Raw genomic sequence first — 26,827 nt, forward strand, 5'->3', positions numbered from 1 at the left:
CCCTCCCCCGCCCTGCGCCCCCGCAGGCGGGGGAGGGGGTCGGGGGGAGGGGGCCTGTGCGCGGCCATGGATCCGCCAAAACGCACCCAAGCCCCCTCTACCGATGACAGGAGGGCGGAGCCCTCTCCTGTTATCGGGAGAGGGGGCAGGCGAGTGTAACGAGCCGGGGGTGAGGGCCCCTCCCCCTCACCCGCCCTGCGCCCCCGCAGGCGGGGGAGGGGGCTGGGGGGAGGGGGCCTCCTCCGGCGGCGCCAGCGGCAGCACCAGCGTGAACGTGCTCCCGCTCCCCGGCTCGCTGTCGACGTCGATGCGGCCGCCGAGGAGCTCGGCGTACTGGCCGGAGAGGTAGAGGCCCAGCCCCGTGCCGCCATGCGGGCGCGAGAAGCCGCTCTGGAGCTGCTCGAAAGGGCGGAAGAGACGCTCGCGCTCGTCGGGGCTGATCCCGGGGCCGGTGTCGGAGACGGCGAGGGCGACGCCGTCGGGGCGCGACTCCACGGAGATGCGGACGCCGCCCGTCTCGGTGAACTTCACCGCGTTGCCGGCCAGGTTGATCAGGATCTGCCGCACCTTGTCCGGATCGGTGGGGATGCGCGCGGGGGGATCGCAGGTGAGGACCTCCAGCTCCAGCCCCTTGCGCGTTGCCAGCGGCTCGATGACCGACGCCACCTCCGTCGCCAGCCCGCACACGTCCGTCTCCTCAATGCGCGCCTCGGCGCGGCCGGCCTCCAGGCGGGCGAAGGAGAGGACCTCTTCGATGAGGCCGCGCAGGTGGCGCGAGGCGGTGTCGATGCGGCCGAGCGCCTCGCGCTGCTGGGGGGTGAGCGGGCCGTGGATCTCCAGCTCCAGCAGCTCCAGGTGCCCCAGCACGGCGTTGAGCGGGGTGCGCAGCTCGTGGCTCATGGTGGCGATGAAGTCGCTCTTGGCGCGGCTGGCCTCCTGGGCCGCCTCCAGGAGCTGCGCGTTCTCCACCGCGACCGCGGCGTGGCGGGCGAGGCGCTCCAGCAGGCGCAGGTCGCTCAGGGAGAAGGGCTGCCGGCCGTCGCGGCCACGAACGGCGCTGAGCGCGCCCAGCGGACCCGAGCGCCCCACCAGTGGCGCGCAAATCACGGAGCCGGCCTCGCTCAGGTCGGCGTGGGAGTGCATGACGCGCTCGTCGTCGTTCACGTCCAGCACCAGCGCGGGCTCGCCCGTCGTCACCACCCAGCCGGTGAGCGAGCCCTCCACGGGAAGCTCGCTCCCGGCCGAACCCGCCAGCAGCCCCAGCGCGGAATCGTCCATCTTGAGCGACTCGCCGCCGGGCTGCAGCAGCACGATCCCGCAGCCGTCGGGGTCCACCAGGCGGGCGGCGGCATCGGTCACGCGGCGCAGCACCTCGGCCGGGTCCAGCGTGGATGCCAGGGAGCGCGCGATCTCGCCCAGAAGCTCCAGCTCCTCGGCGCGGCGGCTGAGGGCGTTGGCCATGCGGTCGAAGTCGCGCCCCAGCGCCGCGATCTCGGTGGGGGCAGCCTCGGAGAGGGGGCCCACGCGCGCTTCCAGGTCCCCCGACCCCAGCGCCGCCGATGCGCCGCGGATGCGCAGGAGGGGGCGCGCCATGTACCGGGCCAGCGCGTTGCTCAGCGCCAGCGAGGCCAGCGTCACGCCGATCAGCAGCGATAGCAGGCGCACGTACGAATCGGCCACGTACGCCTGGATGTCGGCGAACGGCTCCTCCGTCCACACGCGCCAGTCCAGCCCGGGCACCTGCGCCACGCCGGCCAGCATCCGCGCCGTGAGCCGCGAGGCGGGCACCCGCCCCACGCCGCGGCGGTACGTGGTGGTGCCGCGCTCTCCCACCGCCGTGATCGCCGCGAACGAAGCCGAGTCGCCCATGGAGCGCGGCGCCTCGCCGGCGGCGTAGGGGGCATGCGTGTCGTAGAGCACCAGCCCGCGCCGGTCCGCCACGCGCAGCCGGTCGCCCATGGGAGGCGTGGGGGTCGGGGTGGGCATGGTGCGAAGCTGCAGCGCGCCGCCCACGAAGCCGGCCAGCGTGTCGCCCAGCATCACCGGGTGCACGATGACCACCACCGGCGCGCGCGTGCGGCGCCCCAGCAGCACTTCGGAGACGACGGTGGCGCGGGTGGCGCGCAGGCGGCGGAAGTACTCGCGGTCGCTGTAGTCGGTGCCCACCCCCGCCATCCCGCCCGCGAACGCCGTCATCCGCCCGCGCGAGTCGGCCGCGAAGACCCCTGCGAAGGAGGGGAACTGCGCGTGCACCTCCTCGAGCTGGCGGGTTGCATCGTCCGCGCTCAAGCCGCCCTGCCGCTCGGCCAGCCCGGCCGCCGTGCGCACCACGCCGGTGTGCAGCCGAACGTACTCGCCCAGGTGCGCGGCGTGCGCCTCGGAGGTGAGCAGGAGGCGCTCGCGGGTGCGCTCCAGCGAGCGCTCCCACTCGCGCCGGCCGCTCCACACGCCGAAGCTGAGGGTGGGGACGATCCCGGCCAGCGCCACCACCACCGCCAGCGCCGAGCGCAGCGACGGGGCCCCACGCACCCGCAGCCCGCGGCGCACGGCGGGGATCAGCAGGAGCGTCTCCGCGGCCAGGGCGTTGATCAGCCCGTTGAGCGGCTGCTTGAGGAGGATGACCGCCGCGGTGGCGCCCCCCACCCCCATGATCCCCCCGTAGGTGACGAAGAGGAGGGGGAGCCCCAGCAGCGCCCAGAAGACGAAGTCCGCCACCAGCGGGCGGCGCCGGTAGCGCGTGACGAGCAGCCCCACCACCAGCGCTTCCAGGGTGAGGATGGCCCAGGCGTACGGATGGCCCCAGAGGAAAAAGGTGCGCGCCGCCGCCACGAACCCCGCCAGCGTCCCCGGCCCGGGGCCCAGCGTGACGGTGGCGACCAGCGCGGCCGTCCCCCCCAGCAGCAGCTCGGTGCCGGGCGAGAGGGAGACGGGGTTCATGTTGATGGCGTACCCGGCCGCGCCCAGCAGGAACGCGGCAACCCAGCGTTGCCGCGCCCGGAATTCCGATGCGCCGCGGATCGCGTCCAAAGGCTACCCCGCCCTGCGGGTCTTCCGGCGCAGGAAGTCCCGCATGATGTACTGCCCCAGCGTCATCGTGTTGGTGAAGTACGCCTTGCCGCGCGCGATCTCGCTCACCTTGTTGACGAATGCCACCAAGTACGGGTCGCGCGCCAGCATGAAGGTGTTGATGAGGATCCCGCTCTTGCGGCACGCCCCCACCTCGTGGAACGTCTCGCGCAGCACGCGCGCGTCCAGCCCCATCGAGTTCTTGTAGACGCGCCCGCCCGGCAGGGTGATGGCCGACGGCTTTCCGTCCGTGATCATCACGATCTGCCGCATGTCCTTGTTCTGGGCCAGCAGCAGGCGGCGCGCCAGCTTGAGCCCCGCCGCCGTGTTGGTGTGGTACGGCCCCACCTGCGCGCGCGCCAGCTCGCCCATGGGGATCTCCTCGGCCTCGTCGCCAAAGGTGACCACCCGCAGCGTGTCGCCGGGAAACTGGGTGCGGATCAGGTGCGTGAGGGCGAGCGCCACCTTCTTGGCCGGGGTGAAGCGGTCCTCGCCGTACAGGATCATGCTGTGGCTGGTGTCCAGCATCAGCACCGTGGCGCAGCTGGACCGGTACTCCGCCTGGTTGACGTACAGGTCGCCGTAGTCCAGGTCGATGGTGCCGTCGTCGCCCAGCCCTTTCCTTCCCAGCGCGCTCTTGAGGGTGGCGGGGATGTCCAGGTTGAGGGTGTCCCCGAACTCGTAGGGGCGGCTGGCGGCTTCGGCCTCCACGCCGGTGGCCAGGTGCGGGGTGTCGTGCGAGCCGAACGAGCTCTTCCCCATCGCCCCCAGCAGCCCCTTGAGGGTGCGGTAGCCCAGGAAGTCGATCCCCTTTCCCGTCAGCGAGAACTCCACCTGGCGGGCGGCCTCGCGCGCGTCGTCGGTCTTGCCGGCGCCCTCCATCTCCGTGTAGCCGCCGGGCATCTGCGGCTGCTGGCCGACGTTGAGGTACCCCTCTTCGACGAGGCGCTCGATGAGGCGGTCCAGCAGCTCGGCGATCTGCTGGCGGACCTCCTCGTTGGGCTCGCCGCGGCCGCTCAGCTCGTCCACCATCTCGGGGGTGAGCTGGCCGCTCTCCATGAGCGCGCGGAGGAGCGCCTCCTTGAGCGAGTCCATGGAGCGGTCGCCCTCGTCGCCACCGAACTCGCCCCAGTACGGATGCTCGTACGCGCCCCCCGCGAACCCGCTCTGCAGGAGGAAGTCCGAGAGCCGGTCCAGGAGCGCCTGCAGGTTCAGCGCGTCCGCCTGGTGCCCCGTGAACTTGGAGTAGTTGGTGAAGCGCATGCTCCGGGACTCCGGGATGGTGAGGCCGAACGGGGCGAGGACAGCAGTTTGCGGGCCAGGGAACGGCGGTGCGTGAGTGCGTGAGTGCGTGAGTGCGTGAGTGCGTGAGTGCGTGAGGGCGTGAGGGCGTTGGGTTCGGGCGCGGCGCCGGGGGTCACGCCGGCGGCGGCATCGCCGGGGGTTGAATCCCCCGGCTGGAACCACGCGAAGGCGGCTGAAGCCGGCTCGTGCGACGCGGGCATCGGCCCCGAGTCCGCGAAGGCGGACTTTGCGTGGTTCCAGCCGCGAATTCATTCGCTCCTGGACCGGCGCGCCTGGAAAACGGGCGTCGGCGCGTGGCGCGGCACGGGCAGCCACGCGGGGCTGCCCCTACGGGATCTGTGCGTCAGGCACGGAAGGGGTGGCCGCGACGGCGCTGCGGCCCGGGCACCGCGCGCGGATCTCGCCCGGGAGTCCGCGCAGGCGGACTTTGCGCTTTTGTTGCCGCGATTTTAATCGCCCGCCCCCGGGCCCCCACCCGGCCCCCCACCCGCCCCCGGGCCCGGCCCACCCTCCCCCCGCGCCTGCAGAACACCATCGATGGTGGTCAGGAAGAGGTCCACGTCGAGCGGTTTGGTGAGGTAGGCGTGGACGCCGGCCTCCATCAGGCGGCTGACGGCGCCGCGTGTGGCGTCGGCGCTGATGACGACGACGGGGGTGGTGGCGGTGCGCGGATCCAGGCGCAGGCGGCGGAGGACCTCCTCGCCCGGAATGTCCGGGAGGTGCAGGTCCAGGAGGATCAGGTCGGGCGCGTGCTCCGCCGCCAGCTCCAGCCCCAGCCGGCCCTTGAGCGCGGGGACCAGGGTGATCTCCGGGCGGTCGTCCAGGATCGTCTCGATCAGGCTCAGGTTGGCGACGTTGTCCTCCACGTAGAGCACCGTCGCGGGGCGGGCGCCGTGCTCCTCCGCCGGCGGGCGCTCCGTGCGCGCGTTTCGCAGCAGGCCCACGGGGTCCTCCGCCAGCGCCAGCTCCACGGTGAAGATGGAGCCGCGGCCCGGCGTGCTCTCCACCGTCAGCTCGCCCCCCATCGCCTCCACCAGCCGCTTCGAAAGCGCCAGCCCCAGCCCGGTCCCCTCCACCTCCGTCTGCTCGGCGCCCAGGCGGGCGAAGGGGACGAAGAGCTGGTCGAGCCGGTCCGCGCGGATCCCCACGCCCGTGTCGTGCACGCGGATGCGGAAGCGCTCGCCCTCCGCGCCGCAGGTGATGCGCACGCGGCCGCCTGGGCGGTTGTACTTGATGGCGTTCGAAAGGAGGTTCAGCAGCACCTGCGTGAGCCGCTGCCGGTCCGCGGTCACGTAGTGCGACGGGTCGCCGCCCACCTCCTCGGCCAGCGCGCACCCGGTCTGCGCGGCGAGGGGGCGCACCAGGCCGAGCGCTTCCTCCACCGCCTCGCTCACGTGCACGGCCTCCAGCGAGAGCTGCTGGCGGTTGGCCTCGATGCGCGAAAGGTCCAGCACCTCGTTGATCAGGTTGAGGAGGTGCCGCCCGGCGCGCAGGATGTGCTCCACGCCCTTGCGCTGGTCGGGCGGAAGGTTGCGGCGCTCCAGGAGCTGCGCGAAGCCCAGGATGGAGTTCATGGGCGTGCGCAGCTCGTGGCTCATGCGGCTCAGGAACTCGCTCTTGGCGTGGTTCGCCGCCTCGGCCGCCTCGCGGGCGCGCTCCGCGTCGTCGCGCGCGCGCTGCAGCGCGATCTCCGCCTCTTTGCGGTCGGTGATGTCGCGGAACCACCAGATGCGGCCGTAGTAGCGCTCCTCCGTGTCCTTGACCGGCGCGCTGTAGCGGTCGAAGACGCGCCCGTCGCGCAGCCGCACCTCCTCTTCGCTGCGCTCGTCGCGGCGCTCGTACAGCTCGGCCACGCGCGCGATGAAGGCGTCCGGATCCTCCAGCTTCTGCAGCACCGCCCCGATCGCCGACTCGTCCGAGCGCTCGGCGATCACCTCGTCCGGGATCTCCCACATCTCGGCGAAGCGGCGGTTGTAGGAGAGGATCTTCCCCTCGCCCGAGATCACCAGGATGCCGTCGATGGAGGCCTCGCCCTGCGCCTCCAGCAGCGTCTTCTGGAAGCGCAGCTCCGCCTCCGCCGCCTTTCGCTGCGTGGCGTCGCGCAGGTTGATGATGACCCCGTCCGCGGCGCTGTCCGGGCGCAGCGTGCGCACGGAGACCTCCACGGAGCGCCAGGAGCGGTCCTTGTGCAGGTAGCGGAAGTCGAGCGTGTAGGTGACTCCCGGGTTGCGGAAGGCGCCGCCCAGCGCCTCCTTGCAGCGCTCGTGGTCCTCCGGGTGGATGCGCTCGAACGCCGTCGAGCCGAGGATCTCGTCCGGCCTGTAGCCCAGCACCCGCTCGATGGAGGGCGAGTGGTAGAGGCTCACCCCCCTCGCGTCCATGATGGATGCGACGTCGGACGAGTTCTCGATGAGGCTGCGGAAGTGCTGCTCGCTGCGCTGGAGCGCCCGCTCGGTCGTCTTCTGGTCGGTGATGTCGCGCACCACCGTGACGATCTGCTCGGCGCCGAAGGGAAGGATGCGCGCCTCGAAGTCGCGAAGCCCGTCCGCTTCCTGCACCGAGTACTCGGTGCACACCAGGGACCCGGTGCGCTTCACCTCTTCCAGCCCCTCCGCCACGCGCGCCGCCGCATCGGCCGGGAGCAGGTCGTGCAGCCGGCGGCCCGTCAGCTCCCCCGCCCTGCCCTCGCCGGCGTGGTGCTCCAGCACCGTCCCCTCGCGGTCCAGGCGGAAGTAGAGGTCGGGAAGCGCTTCGAAGATCGCCTCCAGCTCGTGCGTCTTGTGGCGCAGCTCCAACTCGGCACGGTCGCGCTCGGCGACCTCCTCCTCCAGCGCGAAGTTGGTCTCGGCGAGCTCGGCGGTGCGCGCTTCCACGCGCTGCTCAAGGTCGTCGTAGGCCGCCTGCAGCGCCCTCTCGGCCAGCTTGCGCTCGGTGATGTTGCGCAGGAAGCCCACGAAGATGTGCCGGTCTCCCTGCCGGTACTCGCCCAGCGCCAGCTCGATGGGGATCTCGGTGCCGTCGCGGTGCAGCGCCAGCGCCTCTGTGAGCGCCCAGTCGAGCTTGCGCTCCCGCGTGCGCGTGTAGCGCTCCACTCCGCCATCGTGCACCTTGCGCAGATGCGGGGGCTGGAGCACGGCGAGCGGCTTCCCCACCAGCTCCTCCGGCTTGTAGCCGAAGGTGCGCTCCGCCGCCGGGTTGATGGCCAGGATGGTGCTCGTCTGGTCGATCAGGACGATGGTGTCGGCGGCCGTGTCGAAGATGGTGCGGTAGCGCTCCTCCGACGCGGCCAGCGCCGCCTCTGCCTCCCTGCGCTTCGCGTCCAGGCGCAGGTTGTCCAGCGCGTTGGCGGCCAGGGACGCCACGGCCTCCAGCGCCTCCACGTCTTCCTCGTCGTACAGCCCCGGCGTGTAGCTCTGCGCGCTCAGGATGCCCAGCACCTGGTCGCCCAGCAGGATGGGGGTGCGGATCACCGATTCGCTGCGCCGCCCCGTTCCGGTGACCGCCGCGCCCTGCCCCGCCGGGTCGTCCGCGCTGTGGGTGAGGAGCGATTTCCGCTCGCGCACCACGCGCTCCCCCGGCGTCCCGGCCGCGGGGACGCTGCTGGGCTCGCTGAAGACGTCCGCGTCGTAGCCGCCCACCCCCACGAACTCGTGCTTCTCCGCGTCGTACGCCATCAGGAAGAAGGCGTCGTAGGGAAGGATGGCGCGGCATGCGTCCTCCAGCACGTCGCGCAGCGCCGCGCGCGACGGGGCGCCGATCACCGCCGCCGCGGTGGCCGCCACGGCGCGCATGCGGTCCGCCATCCGCTTCGCCTGCTTCTCCGCCCGGCGCAGCGCCTCGTCCGCGGCCTTCTGCCGGGCGAGCTCCTCGGTCATCCCCACCAGGTGCCTGCGCAGCTCCAGCTGCACCATCACCTGCCGTGAAAGCGTGCCCAGCGCCGCCCGCTGCTCGTCGGTGATCTGGCGCGGCCGCTGGTCGAGCACGCACAGCGTCCCCAGCTCGTGCCCGTCGGGCGTGATGAGCGGCGCCCCCGCGTAGAAGCGGATGCGCGGCTCGCCGGTGACGAACGGGTTGTCCGCGAAGCGCGCGTCGAGCGTCGCGTCGGGCACCACCGTCACCTCTTCGTGGAGGATGGAGTGCGCGCAGAACGCCACCTCTCGCGTGGTCTCCGGCACGTCCAGCCCCACGCGCGCCTTGAACCACTGCCGGTCCTCGTCGATCAGCGTGAGCAGCGCCATGGGCGTACCGCACAGCTGCGACGCCAGCAGCGTGACGTCGTCGTACGCCTGCTCGGGCGAGGTGTCGAGGATCTGGTACTCGTGCAGCGCCGCGAGCCGCTCGGCCTCATTTTCTGGGAGGGGGGCCTTCATCCTTCAGAGTCCTGTGATGCGCGGGATTGGCGGGGTGGGATGCCGTGGAATCGCCGGCTGGCAATTTAATGCACGGGGGCGGCTGGGGCGAGTGAACTCGCGGCAACGACTGCACAAAGTCCCCCTGCGGGGACTCTCGGGCCAGATCCGCTGCGCGGCCGGATGTCCGTGCAGCGCCACCCTCGGCCGCGATTCATCGCCCCCGCCCTCACCGTGCCTCGATCCTCGCCCGGCACGCCGATCCCGTAGGGGCAGCCCCACGTGGCTGCCCGTGCCCTGGAATGCGCCGCAACCTGCCCCAGGAGCACCGGTCCAGATCACGGGACACGGAACCAGAGGGTGGTGCGCGTGTACGGACTGTGTGATATGGTTGTACGTACACGAACTCGGAGTTGTCATGGCCGCACCGTCCAAGTCCGCGCTTCCGAGTGCCCGCCGCAGCGCCGCCCACGAAGGCAAGGTTCGCAAGGAGTTCTGGCTGGACCCCCAACTCCTCACTGAGGCGCAGGCCGCGCTGGGCGCCGCCACCGAGCGCGAAACGGTGGAGATCGCGCTCGATCTCGTGGCCTTCCGGGGTGAGCTCCTGGCGGGCGCGAAAGCACTGCGCGGACTCCCGCTGTCCCGGCTCGACTGACCCGGGTCTCGCCGATGGCGGCATTGCGGAAGTACGTGCTCGACACGAACTGCTTCGTGGATGCGGCCCGGTCCGAACCCGCAGCGGCGGCCTACGAGGCATTCGTCGCCCGAGCGGCGCCGGGCCTCTGGCTCAGCGCCGTCGTCGCCGCCGAGCTGCGGGCGGGTGCCCGGACGGCCCGCGCGCGCCGCGTGCTGGAGCGCCAGGTGCTCGGCCCCTACCTGCGGCGCGGACGCGTGCTCACCCCGTCGGCGGCGAGCTGGGAGGCGCTCGGCACCGTGCTGGCCACCCTCGCCACCCGCGAAGGCCTGGACCTGAAGCAGGTGCCGCGCAGCTTCGTCTTCGACGTGCTCATCGCGCACAACTGCCGTGAAGCCGGCGCGGTCCTGGTCTCCGCGAACGTCCGCGACATGGAGCGCATCCGGCGCGCATTCTCGTTCGACCACGTGGCGCCCTACCCGGACGCGCCCTGACCGTACGAACGCGCGTCGCCCGTGAATATGTTGTGAGCTAGACCGCTTCAGCGGTCTTCGCGTGGTTCCAGCCGGGGGCTTCAGCCCCCGGCGGCGCGGCCCCCCGGTGCCCCATCCCACGGTGCCCCAACGCAACGGAGGCACGGAGAACCCTCTCTCCGTGCCTCCGCCAGCATCCATCATCCATCATCCATCCACCCTGGCGCCCCGTCTCAGCGGCGCCCCGCGACGATCAGTCCGCCGGGTCCAGGATGTTGCCGATGCGGTGCACGGCGCCCTGCAGGTGAAGCAGCGTGCCGCGATCCGTGGTGCGCGGGATGGCGCGCTGGATCTCGGAGCGCAGCGTCACCAGCACGCCGCGCAGCTGCGACTTGGCGTCGTCCGAGAGCGGCGCCGGGCGCGGGCCGAAGAAGATCACCGCCTGCTGCCCGGGCTGCTCCTGCGGGTTGAGCTTCCGGTCGATCACCGACAGGAAGTCCATCTGCAGCTCGCGCCGGTACGGGTCCATCACCGGGCGCGCGGAGTAGATCTCCGACCAGATGCCGCGGCGCACGTCGTCCAGCATCGACGACAGCGGGTAGACGTACTGCCGCTCGCGGCCCAGGGCCTCCTGCTCCAGCAGGCGGTTCATGCGCCCGTCGTCCATCAGGTTGTTGAGCACGCGCGTCTGCGCCCCGTTGATGCGCGAGATCATCCCGCCCGCCTCGATGCGGCTGGCGATGTCGGGGCGAACCAGGAACTGCGGCGTGCGGAAGACGTTGTCGTTCAGGAAGCGCACCGCCGCCTGCTGGCGCGCGGCCGGCATGGGCGCGTACACGGCGCCCGGCTGGCTGCCGCTCTTGTACTGCACGGTGCCGCCGCCCACCATGGTGGCCACGTGCCCCGCCTCGGTGGACCACTGCTGCACCGTGCGGTCGTACAGCTCGCGGAGGTCGGTGTTGTCCTCACCCGGCCGCGTGGCGGCGGCGGGGATGTAGCCCACCACCCGCTGCAGGTTGCGGAAGCCGAGCCCCGTGGACTGGATGGGGTCCGCGTCGCCCACCGCCTCGTTCAGCGTGCCGTAGCCGCCGAACTCGTTGTTGGCCGAGAAGCGGTACCAGGGGATGGTGTCCTGCATGCGCGACCACCGCTCCAGCGTGGGGCGCTCCTGCTCGCTCGTGGTGGCGCCGGGGATCGGCTTGTACCCCCACATGATGGCGTACTTGTCGTACGGCCCCACCCGCGGAATGATGTGCTCCAGCGGGATGTTGTCCTCGGGCTGCGCCACGTAGTTGAAGCGCGAGTAGTCCATGATGCTGGGCGAGTGCCCCATCCGCCGCACCCAGCTGGCGCTGCGCACGCTGTCGGCCGGGTAGGTGGAGCTGCCGATCTGGTCGTGCTGCAGGCCGATGGTGTGCCCGATCTCGTGCGCCACCACGAACTGCAGCAGGCGGCCCATCAGCGAGTCCGGCATGGGCAGCATGCGGGCGCGCGGGTCGATGGCCGACGCCTGCGTGAAGTACCAGGAGCGCTGCAGGTTCAGGATGTTGTGGAACATCCGCACCGAGCCGTTGAGGATCTCGCCCGTGCGCGGGTCGTGAACGTGCGGCCCCACCGCGTTCTCCGTGGTGGACGGCAGCCAGCGGATCACCGTATGGCGGATGTCCTCGGGCGACCAGTCGGGGTCGTTCGCCGGCACGTCGCCGGGGACGATGCCGTCCTTGAAGCCCGCCGCCTCGAACGCCTGCTGCCACTCCACGATGCCGGCGCGCACGTACGGCTTCCACCGGTCGGGCGTGGCGGGGTCCACGTAGTAGACGATCGGCTTCTTGGGGTAGCAAAGGTCGCCCTCGCGCCGCTCGGAGCACTCCAGGCGGTAGCGGGTGATGTAGCTGCGGCGCGCCGAGCGGTGCTCGTCGGTGCCGAAGTCGATCTGGCGGATCGAGAAGAAGCCCACGCGCTCGTCGAAGCGGCGCGGCATCATCGGCACCTCGGGAAGGCGCACGATGCTCCAGTGCGCCAGCACGCTGGTTGCCGGCGTCGGCTGCCCGCTGGGGGGCGCCGGCGGGGCGCCCGGGCCGCGCGGGGGGGTGGGGACGCCGGTCTGCGTCGCCTCGACCTCCACGTTGTCCGGGAAGGCCAGGGCGCGCTCGATGTACGAGCGGGCCGGGTCCACCGTGCCGCGGATCGCCGCGATCTCGGGCGTGGCGGTGGTGAACAGGCGCGTCACGTCCACTACGGCCGAGCTGTCCGGCCCGAACGCTTCCACGTTCATCACCGCGACGATGGCCGGGTAGTTGGAGGTCTCGACCGCGCGGGCCACGGGGAGCGTGGTGTCCGCCGTGATGTCGAACGACGGGGAGCGCAGGATCACGCGGTTGCGGTTGCGCTCCCAGCGCAGCGTGAGCTCGGCGAACTGGTCGCCGCCGAACTCGCCGAAGCCGCCGGCCGGGTTGTTCGGGTTGATGGGCGCGGCGCGGGCGTAGCGCCCCACCAGCAGCATGTCCTTGTTGAGCTCGCGGCGCGGGATCTCGAAGTACAGCTTGTCGCCCACCTGGTGCACGGCGAACATCCCGCGGCGCGTGCGCGCCTCGGAGGTGATGACCGACGCGTAGGCGCGGGGGCGCGCGGCCCCGCTTCCGCCACCGCCGCCGGCGGGGGCGGTGGTGTCGCCGCCCATGGCGGCTCCGGACGGCATGGTGCGCTGGACGGGGGCTCCGGCGCGGGCGGGGCCGTTGCCGGCCGCCGATGGACCTGTGGCCGGCGGCGTCTGGCGGGCGCACCCCGCCAGGAGTACGGCCGCCAGGAGGACGGTGGACTGGTGCTTCATGGGCAAATATGCTCCGGGGGAGGATGCCTTCAGGGAGCCTGGGCGGGCGCCCCTGCTAAAATAATTGCACGCTGATGCACCCGGGGCAAGCACCCCCCATCCTCACGGCCCTCTTCCGTGCCCCCGGTCCCGCCGCGCTCAGACGATTCTTGACATCGCCGCGGGCGCGCCGCATACATGCTACCCTAGCGGTCTATGCATAGAGGGCTGCGCTGATTCTCTTGACAGCGCGTGGGTATCGCCGCATACATTATACATAGTTGTCTAGGTAATAAGACCGGGGATGACGATGACGACACGAAACCGTACGGACGTACTGCAGGGGACGCTGGGGATGCTGGTACTGCGCACGCTCAAGGTGCGCGGCCGGCTGCACGGCTACGCCATCAGCTCAGACATCCAGCGCGTCTCCGCCGAGCTGCTGCGCGTGGAGGAGGGCTCGCTCTACCCCGCGCTGCACCGCATGGAGCAGGAGGGATGGATCGCCAGCGAGTGGGGGATGACGGAAAAGAACCGCCAGGCCCGGTTCTACTCGCTCACGCCGGCCGGCGAGGCGCGGCTGGCGCAGGAGCAGGAGAGCTGGGCGCGACTCACGCTGGGCGTGCACCGGGTGCTGGGGTTCGCGTGAGGAACTGAAGTGCTAAGTGCCAAGTGCTAAGTGCCAAGTGCCAAGTGCTAAGTGCTGAACAGCAACCCGGCAAAGCAGTTCAGGACTTCGGACTTCGGACTTAGGACTTAGGACTTAGGACTTAGGACTTAGGACTTAGGACTTCCCCCTGGATACCCGCCTTCCTGGGAACAACTACCCACCTCAAGGCACGGAGATACCAGCGATGGGCTGGTTCAAACGATTCGCCAACCTGGGCCGCCGCGACGGGGTCACGAACGAGATCGACCGCGAGCTCGACTTCCACCTGGCGGAGCTCACCGACGAGCTGATGGCCGGGGGGATGAGCGAGGAGGAGGCCCGGCGCGAGGCGCGGCGCCGCTTCGGCAACCCGGCCGTGCAGCGGGAGCGCACGCGCGACGTCGACGTCATGGTCTGGCTGGAGTCGCTGGGCGCGGACCTGCGCTACGCCCTCCGCTCGCTGCGCGCCAGTCCCGGCTTCACGCTGGCCGCGGTGCTCTCGCTGGCGCTGGGGATCGGCGCGAACACCGCCATCTTCAGCCTGGTGGACGCGGTGCTCCTCCGCAGCCTGCCTGTGAGCCGCCCCCAGGAGCTCCTGCAGGTGAGCATGGACGGGCGCGACAACACCTTTTCCAACCCGTTGTGGGAGGAGGTCCGCGACCGGCAGAAGGCGTTCTCGTCGGTGGCGGCGTACTCCAGCAACCGCTTCGAGATGGCGCGTGGCGGCGAGTCGCGCCGGGTGGACGGGGCTTGGGTGAGCGGCGCCTACTTCGCCACGCTGGGAGTGAGGCCCGCCGCCGGGCGCCTGCTGGGCGCCGCGGACGACCGGCGCGGGTGCCCCGCCGTGGCGGTGCTCGCCCACGCGTTCTGGCAGAGCGCGTACGGCGGCGACCCCGGCGTGGTGGGGCGCACCATCTCGCTGAACGGATCGCCCGTGGAGGTGATCGGCGTGGCGGCGCGCGGCTTCTCCGGCCTGGAGGTGGGGCGGGCCGAGCGGATCTTCGTTCCCATCTGCGCCCAGGACGCCATGGACCCCCTGGGCGACGGCGGCCTCTCGGAACGGGGGCGCTGGTACCTCCAGATCGTGGGCCGCCGCGCACCCGGGCTGGACGACGCCGCGGTGGCTGCCCGCCTGGCGGCGGTGGCTCCGTCCATCTTCGCGGCCACGGTGCCGGAGTACTACCCCCCGGACGCGCGGCGCGAGTACGTGCGCACCGCCCTGACGGCGCGCACCGCCGCCAACGGCGACTCCTCGCTGCGCGAGAGCTACCGCACCGCGCTGCTGGCGCTGATGGGGGTGGTGGTGCTGGTGCTGATGGTGGCGTGCGCGAACCTGGCGAACCTCCTGCTGGTGCGCGGCACCGTGCGCCGCCGGGAAATCGCGGTGCGCATCGCCATCGGGGCGGGGAGGGCGCGCCTGATCCGCCAGCTCCTCACCGAGAGCATGGTGCTGGCCACCCTGGGCGCGGCGCTGGGAGTGCTCTTCGCCCTCTGGTCCACGCGCCTCCTGGTGAGCCTCCTCTCCACCTCGTCGCGCCCGGTGTGGCTGGACCTGTCGCTGAACGGGCGGGTGCTGGCCTTCGCGGCGGCCGTCACCCTGGTCACCAGCCTCCTCTTCGGGCTGGCGCCGGCGTGGCAGGCCGCGCGGGGCGAGCCGCACGGACTGCTGCGGGGGCAGGTGCGCGGCAGCGACGCGGCGCTCGGCCGCGGCGCCGGGCGGGCGCTGGTCGTGGGGCAGATCGCGCTGTCCATGGTGCTGGTGGTGGGCGCGGGGCTCCTTCTCTCCACCTTTTCGCGGCTCCAGCGGCTCGACCCCGGCTTCGACCCCAAGGAAGTGCTGATCGTTTCGGTCGGCGGGTCCGCCCGACAGCTCTCCCCGCCGGCGCGGCTGGCCATGCAGCAGCAGGTGCTGGAGCGGCTGCGCGCGCTGCCGGGGGTGCGCGGCGCGGGCGCGGCGGATCTGACGCCGATCGGCGGCTCCATGTGGAACACGGACATCAAGGTGGACGGGTACCAGCCCGCCAAGCCGGAGGACACCATGGTGTGGCTGAACGCCGTGGGCGACGGCTACTTCGGGGCGATGGGCACCCGCCTGCTGGCCGGGCGTGACTTCGCGCCCGGCGACCGCGAGGGCTCGCCCCCCGTGGCGGTGATCAACCAGGCGATGGCGCGCCGCATCTTCGGCGCGGCCCAGCCGGTCGGGCGGCGGATCCGGTACACCGCCGGCCCCATGGAGCCCATCGAGGTGGAGGTGGTGGGGGTGGTGGAGGACGCGGTGTACCGCTCGCTGCGCGACGGGGGCGAGGCCACGATGTACCTGCCGGCCGGCCAGCAGGAAAAGGCTCCGCTCAACTTCGTGGTCCGCGGCGGCGATCCGCAGTCGCTGGTACGCCCGGTGGGCGCGCTGCTGCGGGACGCGGCACCCGGCGCCGTCTTCGAGCTCCGCACCCTCTCCGACCAGGTGGCCGCCTCGCTCCTGCGCGAACGGCTGCTCGCCACCCTCGCCGCCTTCTTTGGCGGGCTGGCGCTGCTGCTGGCGGTGCTGGGGCTGTACGGCACGGTGGCGTACTCGGTGGCGCGCCGCAGCACCGAGATCGGCATCCGCATGGCGCTGGGCGCGCCCGGCCGCCGCGTAGTGAGGATGGTGCTGGGCGACGTGGTGCGGATGGTGGCCCCCGGCGTGGTGCTGGGCCTCGCGCTGTCGCTGGCGATGAGCCGCTTCGTCTCCTCCTTCCTCTACGGCCTGGAGGCGACGGACCCCGCGGTGATGGGCGCCGCGGCCCTCGTGCTCGCCCTGGCCGCGCTCGCCGCGGGCGCGGTCCCCGCCTCCCGCGCCGCGCGAGTCGATCCGATGGTGGCGGTGCGGGCGGAGTAAGCTGCCTCAGCAACAGAATGTCACGCAAAGGCGCGAAGACGCAAAGGAAAGACACGGAAGCCCTTTCTTTGCGCCTTTGCGCCTTCGCGTGAGACCATTTCCTTCGATGCACACGGATTCATGAGAAGCGGTATGACGTCGGCGTTTCTGATCGCCTTCGCCCTCCTGCCGACCCAGGCATCCGGGCAGGCGAGCACGGGCGAACGGGGATTCGCCTGGGTGGATACCGTGTTCGCGGAGTTCGGCCCCGCCACGCCCGGGTGCGCCGCCGCCGCCTCGCGCGAGGGGCGTACGCTGTTCGCGCGGGCGTACGGGATGGCGGACATGGCCGGGCGCCTCGCCACGCCCGCCACCGTGTACGACATCGCTTCCGTCACCAAGCAGTTCACGGCGATGAGCGTCTTGCTGCTGGCGTGGGAAGGCAAGCTGTCGCTGGACGACGACGTGCGCCGCTGGATTCCCGAGCTGCCGGGCTACGGACACAAGATCACGCTGCGGCACCTGCTGACGCACACCAGCGGCATCCGCGACTTCATGAACCTGCTGGCCATGCAGCGCGGCGGCAGCCCCCGGGTGACCGATGCGGACGCGCTGGAGATCGTCGTGCGCCAGCGGGAGCTGAACTTCGCGCCGGGAACCGACTGGGCGTACACCAACTCGGGATACCTGCTGCTGGCGGAGGTGGCGCGGCGCGCGTCCGGGCGCCCGCTTCCCGAGCTGGCGCGCGAGCGCATCCTGGCGCCCCTGGGGATGAGCGCCACCCACTTCAGCGCGGACTCCGTGCGCGACCGGCTCGCCCTGGGATACGTGCGCCACGGCGCGGGATGGGCCCAGGCGAACTACCCGGTGTTCACCACCGGCGATGGCGGCATGTATTCCACGGTGGAGGACCTGCTGCGCTGGGCGGAGGGCCTGCGCACGGGGCGCGTGGGCGGGCCGGCGGCCGTGCGCGCGATGGAGACGGCCGGGGCGCTGAACGACGGCACCCCGCTGAAGTACGCGTTCGGCGTGGAGCTCGGGGAGCACCGGGGCGTGCGCACCGTCTCGCACGGCGGCGCGGGCGGAGGGTACCGCGCCGAGCTCGTGCGCTTCCCCGGCCGCGGGCTGGCCATCGCCGTGCTGTGCAACGCGGGCACGGCGCCGGCCGAAGCGCTCGCCCTACGCGTCGCCGACAGGTTGCTGGGGCTGGAGCCGCTCGATGCGCAGGCGCCGGAGACCCCGCCCGCCGCGGCGCCGGGCACCGAGTTCAGCCGGTTCGCGGGCGTGTACGTCAGCCCCGCCGGCGTGGTGCGGACCTTCGAGGCTGATTCCGGCACGCTGCGCATGCGCGTTCCGCCGGGCGTCGTCCGGCGGCTGGTGCCGGTGGGCGGCGCCGTCGTGCGCGTGGTGAACACCAATACGTCGTACCACTTCACGCAGGGTGCCGCCCGCCGCGAGACTCCGGGCGAGCCGCCCGCGGTGTTCCGCTACGTGGGCCCGCCGGGCGACACCATGGCGGCGCCTGCCCGGTACGCGGGTCGGTACCACAGCCCGGAGCTCGGCGTCACCTGGGAGCTGAGCGCGGGCATCGACGGCACGCTCCGGGTGGGGCACGGCGGACCCGGATCGCCCGAGACGGCCGCGGCCATGTTCAGGGACGGCTACATGATCGTCTACGGGCTGATGCGGTTCATCACCGGCTGCGAAGGCGAGGTGGTGGGCTTCACCGTCTCCGACGAGCGCGTGTACGGCCTGCGCTTCGACCGGGTGGGGAGCGTCCGCCCGCCCGCCGTCTGTCCGCCCCGGTAGCGCCGCCGCCGGGGCACACCACGTATCCACCGCGTACCATCCCCGTGTGAGACCTGCCGTTTGCGCTCCGCCGCGCTATCTTGTGCGGCGCGCAGACGACTCGCACCGGGGGTGGCACGTTGAAGGAACCCGCCGAAGATGGAGCGGAGCGCCCGCCCGCGCAGCGGGGGGCGCTGGCGGCGTTGCGGCACCGCAACTTCCGCGTCTTCTACGCTGGCCAGATCCTGTCGCTGTGCGGCACCTGGATGCAGAGCACGGCGCAGGGGTGGCTCGTGCTGGAGCTCACCAACTCCGCGCTCCTGCTGGGCGTGGTGACGGCGGCGGGGTCGCTTCCGTCGCTCGCCTTCACCCTGTGGGCCGGCGTGGTGGCGGACCGCGCGGACAAGCGCCGCATCATCCTCATCGCCGACCTGGTGATGGGGGCGCAGTCGCTCGCCCTGGCCGTGCTCACGCACCTGGGTCTCATCACCTACCCCGTGCTCCTCCTGCTGGTGCTGGTGCTGGGGAGCGCCAACGCCTTCGAAGTCCCCACGCGCCAGTCGTTCTTTGTAGATCTCGTTGGAAAGGAGGACCTCCCCAACGCCATCGCCCTCAACTCCTCCGCCTTCAACGGCACGCGCATCATCGGGCCGGCGCTGGCGGGGTGGCTGATCGGGGTGGCGGGGGTCGCGGCGTGCTTCTACGCCAACGCCGTCTCCTTTCTGTTCGTGGTGGTAGGGCTGCTGATGATGCGCCTACCGCCCTTTCGTCCGCCGGAACGCACGACTTCGACGCTGGACGACCTGCGCGAGGGGCTCGCCTTCATCCGCGGCGACCGGCTGGTGAGGACGCTGGTAGGGCTGATCGCCGCGATGAGCATCACCGCCTTCCCCTACGCCATGCTCCTCCCCGTCTTCGCGCGCGACGTGCTGCGCGTGGGCGCCACGGGGCTCGGCTACCTGCTGGCGGCGACGGGGCTGGGGGCGCTTGCGGGGGGCGTCGCGCTGGCCGCGGGGGGCGGACGGCTGCCGCGCGGAAGGCTGATGGTGTGGTCGTCGCTGGCGTTCTGCGCCTTCCTCTTCGCCTTCACCTTCGCCCGCACGCTTCCCCTGGCGCTCGTGCTGCTGGGGTGCGCGGGCTTCTGCATGATCCTCAACAACGCCACCCTCAACGCCCTCCTCCAGTCGCTGGTCCCCAACCGGCTGCGGGGGCGGGTGATGTCCGTCTACGTCTTCATGTTCCTGGGGATGACCCCCATCGGCGCGCTGCAGGCGGGCGCCCTTTCGCGCGCCGTCGGCGCCCCGTACGCCCTCGCGGCCGGAGCCGCGGCGCTCTTTTTGATCGTGCTCACCGTCGCCGTGCGCGTGCCCGAGCTCCGGCGCGTGCGGTAGCGCGAGAATCCACGCGAGGGCGCGGCGTCGTATCGCTTGCGCGCTCCCGGCGCCCATGCACACCCGACCCACCTGCGGGAGGACGGTACCGAATGGCCACCCTGATGCTCGAATCGTCCCCTGCCCTGGCGCAGCGATACACCGCGGTGCGCGCGTTCACCGACCGCCTGTGCGACGGGCTGGCGACCGAGGACTACGTCGTCCAGTCGATGCCCGACGTGAGCCCCACCAAGTGGCACCTGGCGCACACGAGCTGGTTCTTCGAGCAGTTCGTCCTGGTGCCGCACCTGGCGGGTTACCAGCCGCTCAATCCGGCGTACCTGTACCTCTTCAACTCGTACTACGTCCACGCGGGCGAGCGGCACTGCAGGGCGCAGCGCGGCTACATCTCGCGCCCCACGGTGGCGGAGGTGTTCGCGTACCGCCGCCACGTGGACGAGCGGATGATGGAGCTGCTGGACGGGGCCGACGACGAGCTCGCGGCCACCCTGCAGCCGCTGGTGGAGATCGGCCTGAACCACGAGCAGCAGCACCAGGAGCTGATGCTCACCGACCTCAAGCACGTCTTTTCCGTGAACCCGCTGCGCCCCGTGTACCGCGAGCGCGCGCCGGAGCCCGCGGGGGAGGCTGCACCGCTGCGCTGGATCGGCTTCGAGGGTGGGCTGCACCGCATCGGCCACGAGGGGGAAGCCTTCGCGTACGACAACGAGGGCCCGCGCCACCGCGAGTGGATCGAGCCGTTCCAGCTCGCCAGCCGGCTGGCGACCAACGGCGAGTACCTGGAGTTCATGGCGGACGGCGGCTACCGTCGGCCGGAGCTCTGGCTCTCTGCCGGGTGGGCCACCGTGCAGGAGAACGGGTGGACGGAGCCCTTCTACTGGGAGCGCCACGGCGACGACTGGCGCATCTTCACCCTCTCCGGCATGCGCGCGCTGGCCGTGGACGAGCCGGTGTCGCACCTCAGCTACTTCGAGGCGGATGCCTTCGCGCGCTGGGCCGGCGCCCGGCTCCCCACGGAGGCGGAGTGGGAGGTTGCGGCGGCCACCGTGCCCATGCGCGGCAACCTGGCCGAGAGCGGGCGCTTCCACCCCGCCCCGGCCTCCGGCGACGGCCTCCTGCAGATGTACGGCGACGTGTGGGAGTGGACGCGCAGCCAGTACGTGCCCTATCCCGGCTACCAGCCCCCTCCGGGCGCCCTGGGCGAGTACAACGGCAAGTTCATGTGCAACCAGTTCGTGCTGCGCGGCGGCTCGTGCGCGACCTCGGAGACCCACATCCGCCCCACCTACCGCAACTTCTTTCCGCCGGACGCGACCTGGCAGTTCACGGGCGTGCGGCTGGCAAGGGACGTGTGACGAGGGCGGCGCGGGCGGTCGCACACGGCCGCATGGTGCTGTACGACCTGGAGCCGGTGCCCGACGACCTGCGGGCCGACGTGCTGGCGGGGCTCACCGGGCCGGTGAAGAAGCTGTCGCCCAAGTACTTCTACGACGAGGCCGGGGCGCGCCTCTTCGAGCGGATCTGCGAGCTGGACGCCTACTATCCCACCCGCACGGAGATCGGCATCCTGCGCAGCGCCGCGGGGGAGATCGCGCGGTGCATAGGGCCCGGGTGCCGCCTGGTGGAGTTCGGCAGCGGAAGCGGCATCAAGACGCGCATCCTGCTGGAGGAGCTGCGCGAGGCGGCGGCCTACCTCCCCATCGACATCTCGCGCACGCAGCTCCTCGCCTTCGCCATCTCGGTGGCGGAGGCGTTCCCAGAGCTGGAGGTGCTGCCGGTGTGCGCGGATTACACCTCCACCTTCTCTCTGCCCGAGCCCACGCGCCCCGCGGCGGGCGTGGTGGCCTTCTTCCCCGGCTCCACCATCGGCAACTTCGAGCCGGACGATGCGGCGAGCTTCCTGGAGCGGGTGGGGGAGCTGTGCGGGCCGGGCGGCCGCCTGCTGATCGGCGTGGACCTGGCCAAGGAGCCTGCGGTGATCGAGCGGGCCTACAACGACCCGGAGGGGGTGACGGCCGCCTTCAACCTGAACCTGCTGGCGCGCATCAACCGCGAGTGCGGCGCCGACTTCGACCTCGCCGCCTTTCGCCACCACGCCCCGTACGTGCAGGTGGACGGCCGCGTGGAGATGCACCTGATCAGCACGCGCGCGCAGGAGGTCCGCATCCCCGCCGCTGACGGCGGCCACCACACGCGCATCGCCTTCCGCGCGGGCGAGTCGATCCTCACCGAGTACTCGCACAAGTACGCCCCCGGTGCCTTCGAGCGCCTCGCCCTCCGCGCGGGATGGGTGCTGGAGCAGCGCTGGACGGACGACCGCGACTGGTTCGGCGTGTACCTCCTTCGCCGCACCTAGCACCGGTATATTTCCACCTGACATCTGTGCATTCTGAACGGCGGGGTCTCACGCAGAGGCGCAGAGACGCAGGAGAGAAAACAGAAGAACATAAGGCCCCACACAGAGGAACACAGAGGAAACTACAAGCCACAGAGAAAACCTCTTAGCGGTTCTCTCTGTGTCTCTGTGTCTCTGTGTGAGCCATGCAGTTGCTGTTCTCTCCTGCGTCTCTGCGCCTCTGCGTGAGGCTAGCGGTTCAGGAGTTTGCACGTACGTTCTGAAGAGATGGATTGATTGTCCGCAGGCCCACCGCTCACCCGTACCGCTCGTGATCCCAACGCAGTACCTGCGCTCGGTGCGCCTGGAGCGCCACGACGTGCCGTCCTTTGAGGAGTACCCATTCAGCCTCCCCGCGGTGCGCACGCTGGGGAAGCTGGACCTGCACCCGGAGGTCACCTTTCTGATCGGCGAGAACGGGAGCGGAAAGTCGACGCTGCTGGAGGCGATCGCGGTGGCGTGGGGGTTCAACGCGGAGGGCGGGTCGCGCAACTTCCGCTTCGCAACGCGCAGCTCGCACTCGGAGCTGTTCCGCTACCTGACGCTGGTGCGCGGGGCGGGGCGGGCGCACGACGGATACTTCCTGCGCGCGGAGAGCTTCTTCAACGTGGCCACTGAGATCGAGCGCATCGACTCCGCCGACCACGCGCTCCTTCCGCCGCTCGGCCGCCCCATCCGCGAGTCGTACGGCGACCTCGCGCTGCACGAGCAGTCGCACGGCGAGAGCTTCTTCGCGCTGATGACGGAGCGGTTCAGCGGCGGCGGCCTGTACATCCTGGACGAGCCCGAGGCCGCCCTCTCGCCGATGCGCCAGATGGCCGCGCTGGTGCGGATCCGCGACCTGGTGAAGATGAAGTCGCAGTTCCTGATCGCCACCCACTCGCCCATCCTGATGGCGTACCCCGGCGCGCGCATCCTGCTGCTGGAGGAGGGCGGCATCCGCGAGGTGGCGTACGAGGACACCGAGCACTACGTGGTCACTCGCGAGTTCCTGAACAACCCGCGGGGGATGCTGAGGGAGCTGATGGGGTGAGGGGGGCCGGCGGTTGAAACCGCTGCAACAACCGCGGGAAGCCTGCCTTCGCAGGCTCGGCGGGCGCGGGTGCCGTGTCGCCGGGGTGGGCAGCGCCGGGCCGGGTCGGTGGGGGCATCGGCGGACGTGGGGGCCGCGTCGCCATGCGCCGGCGCCGCGTCGCCGGGGGCTGAAGCCCCCGGCTGGAACTACGCGAAGACGGCTGAAGCCGGCTGGACAAACGGGCACTGGAGCCCGAGTCCGCGAAGGCGGACTTTGCGCGTTCCAGCGGCGAATTCATTCGCTCGTCGACGGGCGCTCGGGGCCACGCGGGCATTCAGGACGCGCCGGGATCTCGCCCGGGAGTCCGCGTAGGCGGACTTTGTGCTGTTGTTGCCGCGAGTTCACTCGCCCGGCCACACCCGGCCTTCCCTCAAAACACCACCCCCACCCGCAGGAACAGCGACTGCGCGGGCACCGCGGCGGTGACGAGGTCGTCGGGGAGTTCGGAGAAGCTGCCGCCGAAGGTGAGGGCGGCGCGGCCCACGCGCAGGCCGAGGCCCGCTTCGACGCCGGGGGCGTCGGCGGACCGCTCGTAGTCCAGGCCGAGGACCTCGCCGCGGGTGCGGGAGAAGAGATATTGCGGGGCGACGTACGGAACCAGCGCGCGGCCCTCGCGCAGGGCGATGGGGAGCTCAAGGACGACGCCGACCGGGAAGGTCACGTTGTCCAGCTCGCTGGCGCTGGGGTCGTCCGAAAGGCGCGATGCCATCGCGCCGCCGCGCGCGCAGAGCGAGACGCCGAAGCGCGAGATGGGGGCGCGGAGAGCCAGCATGACGCCGCCCGATTGCAGCGGGACGTCGTTGTCGCCGACGGAGGCGCGGGAGTACTCGGCGGAGTAGGCGAGCAGGCCGCCGGGGTTGTGGCGGAACGAGCCGCCGATCCCCATCCCCTCCACCTCGGGGGCGGAGCTGTAGACGGAGGAGGAGCCCTGGAGCTGGACGGCCTTCGTCCCCTCGGCGAGCGGGGCGCCGATGCACCCCTGCGCGCGCGCCGCCGTGGGGAGCGCGAGCGCCAGCGCGGCGAGGGCGGCGGGTACGATGCGGGTCATCAGCGGGTCCTCACGAGCGAGAAGCGGAGGTCGTCGGTCGGCGCAGCGCCGTTGCTGGTGAGGCGCAGCCCCACGCGCGCCCCGCCCGCGATGCCGAAGCGCAGGTAAGCCGCGCCCCCGCCGCGCAGGTTGTACATCCGCGTCGCGTTGGAGCCCAGCCGCTCCACCTTGAGCGGAAAGACCTCGTCCTCGCCGTACAGCGCGGCGACCGCGGGCATGATGCTGCGGAAATTCCAGCTCGGCTGCGTGAAGCGCGCCTCCACCGGCACCGCATCGTCCGTATAGACGGAGAGCGTCCAGTCCTGCACCCAGTCCAGCGCGGGCGCGCCGAGCACCTGCGACAGGTTGTCCAGCCCGACGCGCGTGTTGTTCACCAGTTTGAAGAAGAGCTGCTGGTCGCCCGTGCCGCGGCGGTCGATGGCGTAGCGGAGGAAGGCCCACGAGCCGCCGCGCGTCTCCAGCAGGTCGGGACCGATCACCGAATTGCTGTCCGGCGCCTGCAGGTAGGTCATGTAGCGCCCCAGGTTGTCCAGCAGGTAGTTGTCCACCGCGTTGTTCCTGCGGGTGTCGGCGGTGATCTGTTCCAGCGTCAGGTTCTGGCGCGGCGAGAGCCCGGACGCCGCGTAGAAGTTGATCTCCTCCGCCGCGTGCGACAGCGCCTCGTCCAGCCACACTTCCTCGAACTCCTCCGCGTTGTTCACGTAGATGCGGCGCGCGCTGTTGATGAGGTGCTGGAACTCGTGCGCGATCGTCCCTCCGGCGGTGCGCAGGACGAGGTCCTTGGGGAAGCGGTTTCCGTTGACGGCGCCGTTCGGGTCCGGAGCGAGGAGGTAGAAGATCTCGCCCACGTTGCTGCGCGGGCAGGCGCCCAGCTGTGGCGTCCCCACCCGCGGGAAGAGGTCTCCGGGGAAGAAGAAGCCTCCGAAGTAGCCGCCGCCGCTGTTGGGCGGGGTGAGCGCGTTGACTTCGCGGGTGAAGACGATGATGACGCGCCCGCCGTTGTCGTCCAGGTCCGTGGGCGCGCCGAAGTTAAGCACGTCCACCGGGTAGATCTGCCGGTCGAACTCGTCGCCGAACGCCCGCAGCTCCGCGTCGGTGAGGCCGCCCGCGGGGTTGGTGGGGTCGTTCACCAGGATGGCGCGCTGCGTGACCGCGGAGACGCGCACCTGCCGCACCGCGCCCGCGGTGCACGGGTTCTGATTCAGGTAGAACTGCGGGATGCCGACGGTGATGAAGCTCCCCACCGCCGGCACGACGGAGGCGGTCGCGGGTGCCACCGGCTCCACCTCGCGGCTCGCGGCGGTGGCGGGGCGGATGTGGAGGCCGCTCCGCATCCGCTCCATCAGGCGCAGGTGCATGTCCTGGTCGCGCTGCGGCTGCGCGGCGGCGAGCGCGCCGGGCATCCGGTTGGGATCGGGCGGCCCGACGGCGTCGCGGAGGTTCGCGCCGATGGCTTCCACCTGGAGCCGCGCCTCGCCGTCCTGGTCGGCCAGGAAGGGGACCAGCGTGTAGTCCGCCCCCTCGCCGCCGGCCTGCAGGCAGAGCTTCCGCGCCTGGGCCCCGGTCACCGTCATCGTCTCGCCCACGTCGAGCCGCGTCCCCTTGCCGAAGACGCAGGGGAGCAGCTCGGCCGAAAGCTCCGGCGCCGTCGGCGATGGATCATCCGCGCACCCCGCCGCCACCAGCACGGCGAGCGCGGTGAGTATGTGTCTCTTCATTGGGAACTGCTCTTTGGATGGGAGGAGGCGGGAAACAGGCGTCTGGTATTTCGCACCGCCGCAACGTTTCAGTCAAGTGCATCAACGAACAACGGCTCCACACAGAGACACGAGGGCACGTGCCAGGCTTTTTGCTTTTGCCGTTCCCTGCTAACTTTCGTGCCCGAACCCCCTGCACATCGACCTGATGCTGAACGCACTCGCAGCGCACGCCGAGGAGATCGGCCTCGCCCTTCTCCCGCGCCTGGTGGACGAGGTGGAGACCGTCTTCCGCGGGAAGCGCGAGACGGTGCGGCTGTCGCTGGCGGCGCTGCTGGCCCGCGGGCACCTCCTCTTCGAAGACATCCCCGGCGTGGGGAAGACCACCCTGGCGCGCGCCCTGACCGCCGCGCTGGGGCTGGATTTCCGGCGCGTGCAGTTCACCAGCGACCTCCTTCCATCGGACGTGCTGGGCGTCTCGGTCTACAATCCGCGCACGCACGAGTTCGAGACGCGCCCCGGGCCCATCTTCACCCACGTGGTGCTGGCGGACGAGATCAACCGCGCCCCGCCCCGCACGCAGAGCGGCCTTCTGGAGGCGATGCAGGAAGGGCGCGTCACCATCGACGACCGCTCCTTCGACCTGCCGCGCCCCTTTCTGGTGATGGCGACGCAGAACCCGCTGGAGCAGCACGGCACCTATCCGCTCCCCGAGAGCCAGCTCGACCGCTTCCTGATGCGCCTCGCCATCGGCTACCCGGATGCGGACGAGGAGCGCTTGGTCCTGCTGCGCTCGGCATCAGGCGGCGACCCGGTGGAGCGCATCAAGCCGATCCTGGATGCCGCGCGCGTGCTGGCGCTGCAGGACCGCGTGGAGCAGGTGCACGCCGAGCCCGCGCTGGTGGACTACCTGATGGCCATCATCCAGGCCACGCGCGCCGACCCGCGCCTGCGCGCCGGCGCCAGCACGCGCGGCGCCATCGGCCTTCTTCGCGCCGCGCGCGGCTACGCCCTGGTCGACGGCCGCGACTTCCTGGCCCCCGACGACATCCGCCGCCTGGTCGTCCCCTGCCTCGCCCACCGCCTCCTCCCCGCCGCCGCCGCGGGGCCGGGGGATGCGTACGACGAGGCGGTGGCGGTGTTGGAGGAGATTCTGAATACGGTGCCGGTTCCGGTGTGAGAAAAGAAGTGCGTTAGTGCGTTAGTGCGGGAGTGCGTTGGGACGGGGTGCGAGGGGATGAATCCCCCGCTGGAACCACGGGAAGCCCACTGAAGTGGGCTCGCGAGCCGCGGC

16 protein-coding genes are annotated in these 26,827 nt (G+C 71.4%); 10 read left to right on the forward strand and 6 right to left on the reverse strand.

The window, feature by feature from the left end; translation table 11 throughout:
* Positions 1-186: 186 nt before the first annotated feature.
* From VF647_22945 to VF647_22955, 3 genes are all read right to left on the reverse strand, one after another.
* The gene (locus VF647_22945; protein HEX8454953.1) at positions 187-3,027 is read right to left on the reverse strand and encodes an ATP-binding protein; all 2,841 of its coding nucleotides are present in this window, start codon (positions 3,025-3,027) and stop codon (positions 187-189) included.
* A gap of 3 nt (positions 3,028-3,030) precedes the next feature.
* The gene (locus VF647_22950; protein HEX8454954.1) at positions 3,031-4,329 is read right to left on the reverse strand and encodes a VWA domain-containing protein; all 1,299 of its coding nucleotides are present in this window, start codon (positions 4,327-4,329) and stop codon (positions 3,031-3,033) included.
* 491 nt (positions 4,330-4,820) lie between these two features.
* Complete coding sequence (locus VF647_22955) at positions 4,821-8,741, reverse strand: PAS domain S-box protein (GenBank protein ID HEX8454955.1); 3,921 nt, start codon at positions 8,739-8,741, stop codon at positions 4,821-4,823.
* A gap of 397 nt (positions 8,742-9,138) precedes the next feature.
* Here VF647_22955 and VF647_22960 point away from each other — a divergent pair, with 397 nt between their 5' ends.
* Both VF647_22960 and VF647_22965 read left to right on the forward strand, forming a co-directional pair.
* A complete protein-coding gene (locus VF647_22960) occupies positions 9,139-9,375 on the forward strand; it encodes a hypothetical protein (GenBank protein ID HEX8454956.1) in 237 nt (78 codons plus the stop codon).
* Positions 9,376-9,389: 14 nt separating this feature from the next.
* Positions 9,390-9,848, forward strand: coding sequence for a PIN domain-containing protein (locus tag VF647_22965; protein ID HEX8454957.1), 459 nt, complete (start codon positions 9,390-9,392; stop codon positions 9,846-9,848).
* Between the two features lie 232 nt (positions 9,849-10,080).
* On the opposite strand, the gene VF647_22970 is transcribed toward VF647_22965, so the two are convergent.
* Positions 10,081-12,657, reverse strand: coding sequence for a zinc-dependent metalloprotease (locus VF647_22970; protein HEX8454958.1), 2,577 nt, complete (start codon positions 12,655-12,657; stop codon positions 10,081-10,083).
* Positions 12,658-12,946: 289 nt separating this feature from the next.
* Between VF647_22970 and VF647_22975 the strand changes: the two genes are divergently transcribed.
* From VF647_22975 to VF647_23005, 7 genes are all read left to right on the forward strand, one after another.
* On the forward strand, positions 12,947-13,285 hold the full coding sequence (locus VF647_22975) for a PadR family transcriptional regulator (GenBank protein ID HEX8454959.1): 339 nt from the start codon (positions 12,947-12,949) through the stop codon (positions 13,283-13,285).
* A 205-nt stretch (positions 13,286-13,490) separates the two neighbouring features.
* Positions 13,491-16,160, forward strand: coding sequence for an ABC transporter permease (locus VF647_22980; GenBank protein HEX8454960.1), 2,670 nt, complete (start codon positions 13,491-13,493; stop codon positions 16,158-16,160).
* Positions 16,161-16,292: 132 nt separating this feature from the next.
* Entirely contained in the window at positions 16,293-17,948 is a 1,656-nt protein-coding gene (locus tag VF647_22985; protein HEX8454961.1) for a serine hydrolase domain-containing protein, read from the forward strand.
* A 119-nt stretch (positions 17,949-18,067) separates the two neighbouring features.
* On the forward strand, positions 18,068-19,318 hold the full coding sequence (locus VF647_22990) for an MFS transporter (protein ID HEX8454962.1): 1,251 nt from the start codon (positions 18,068-18,070) through the stop codon (positions 19,316-19,318).
* Positions 19,319-19,410: 92 nt separating this feature from the next.
* Positions 19,411-20,673, forward strand: a complete 1,263-nt coding sequence (egtB, locus tag VF647_22995; protein ID HEX8454963.1) for an ergothioneine biosynthesis protein EgtB — start codon at positions 19,411-19,413, stop codon at positions 20,671-20,673.
* The gene (egtD, locus tag VF647_23000; GenBank protein HEX8454964.1) at positions 20,670-21,674 is read left to right on the forward strand and encodes an L-histidine N(alpha)-methyltransferase; all 1,005 of its coding nucleotides are present in this window, start codon (positions 20,670-20,672) and stop codon (positions 21,672-21,674) included. Before egtB ends, egtD begins: the two co-directional genes overlap by 4 nt.
* Before the next feature lie 310 nt (positions 21,675-21,984).
* Positions 21,985-22,746, forward strand: a complete 762-nt coding sequence (locus VF647_23005; GenBank protein HEX8454965.1) for an AAA family ATPase — start codon at positions 21,985-21,987, stop codon at positions 22,744-22,746.
* Positions 22,747-23,158: 412 nt separating this feature from the next.
* Here the strand turns inward: VF647_23005 and VF647_23010 are convergent, their stop codons facing one another.
* Both VF647_23010 and VF647_23015 read right to left on the reverse strand, forming a co-directional pair.
* A complete protein-coding gene (locus VF647_23010) occupies positions 23,159-23,836 on the reverse strand; it encodes a hypothetical protein (GenBank protein ID HEX8454966.1) in 678 nt (225 codons plus the stop codon).
* Positions 23,836-25,554 carry a hypothetical protein gene (locus tag VF647_23015; protein HEX8454967.1) on the reverse strand — a complete coding sequence of 573 codons (1,719 nt, stop codon included), beginning with the start codon at positions 25,552-25,554 and terminating at the stop codon, positions 23,836-23,838. Before VF647_23015 ends, VF647_23010 begins: the two co-directional genes overlap by 1 nt.
* A 187-nt stretch (positions 25,555-25,741) precedes the next feature.
* Between VF647_23015 and VF647_23020 the strand changes: the two genes are divergently transcribed.
* Positions 25,742-26,713: a MoxR family ATPase gene (locus VF647_23020; GenBank protein HEX8454968.1), complete on the forward strand. Its 972-nt coding sequence runs from the start codon at positions 25,742-25,744 to the stop codon at positions 26,711-26,713.
* The last annotated feature ends 114 nt before the right edge of the window (positions 26,714-26,827 follow it).

The organism is Longimicrobium sp. (assembly GCA_036387335.1).
Taxonomy (GTDB): domain Bacteria; phylum Gemmatimonadota; class Gemmatimonadetes; order Longimicrobiales; family Longimicrobiaceae; genus Longimicrobium.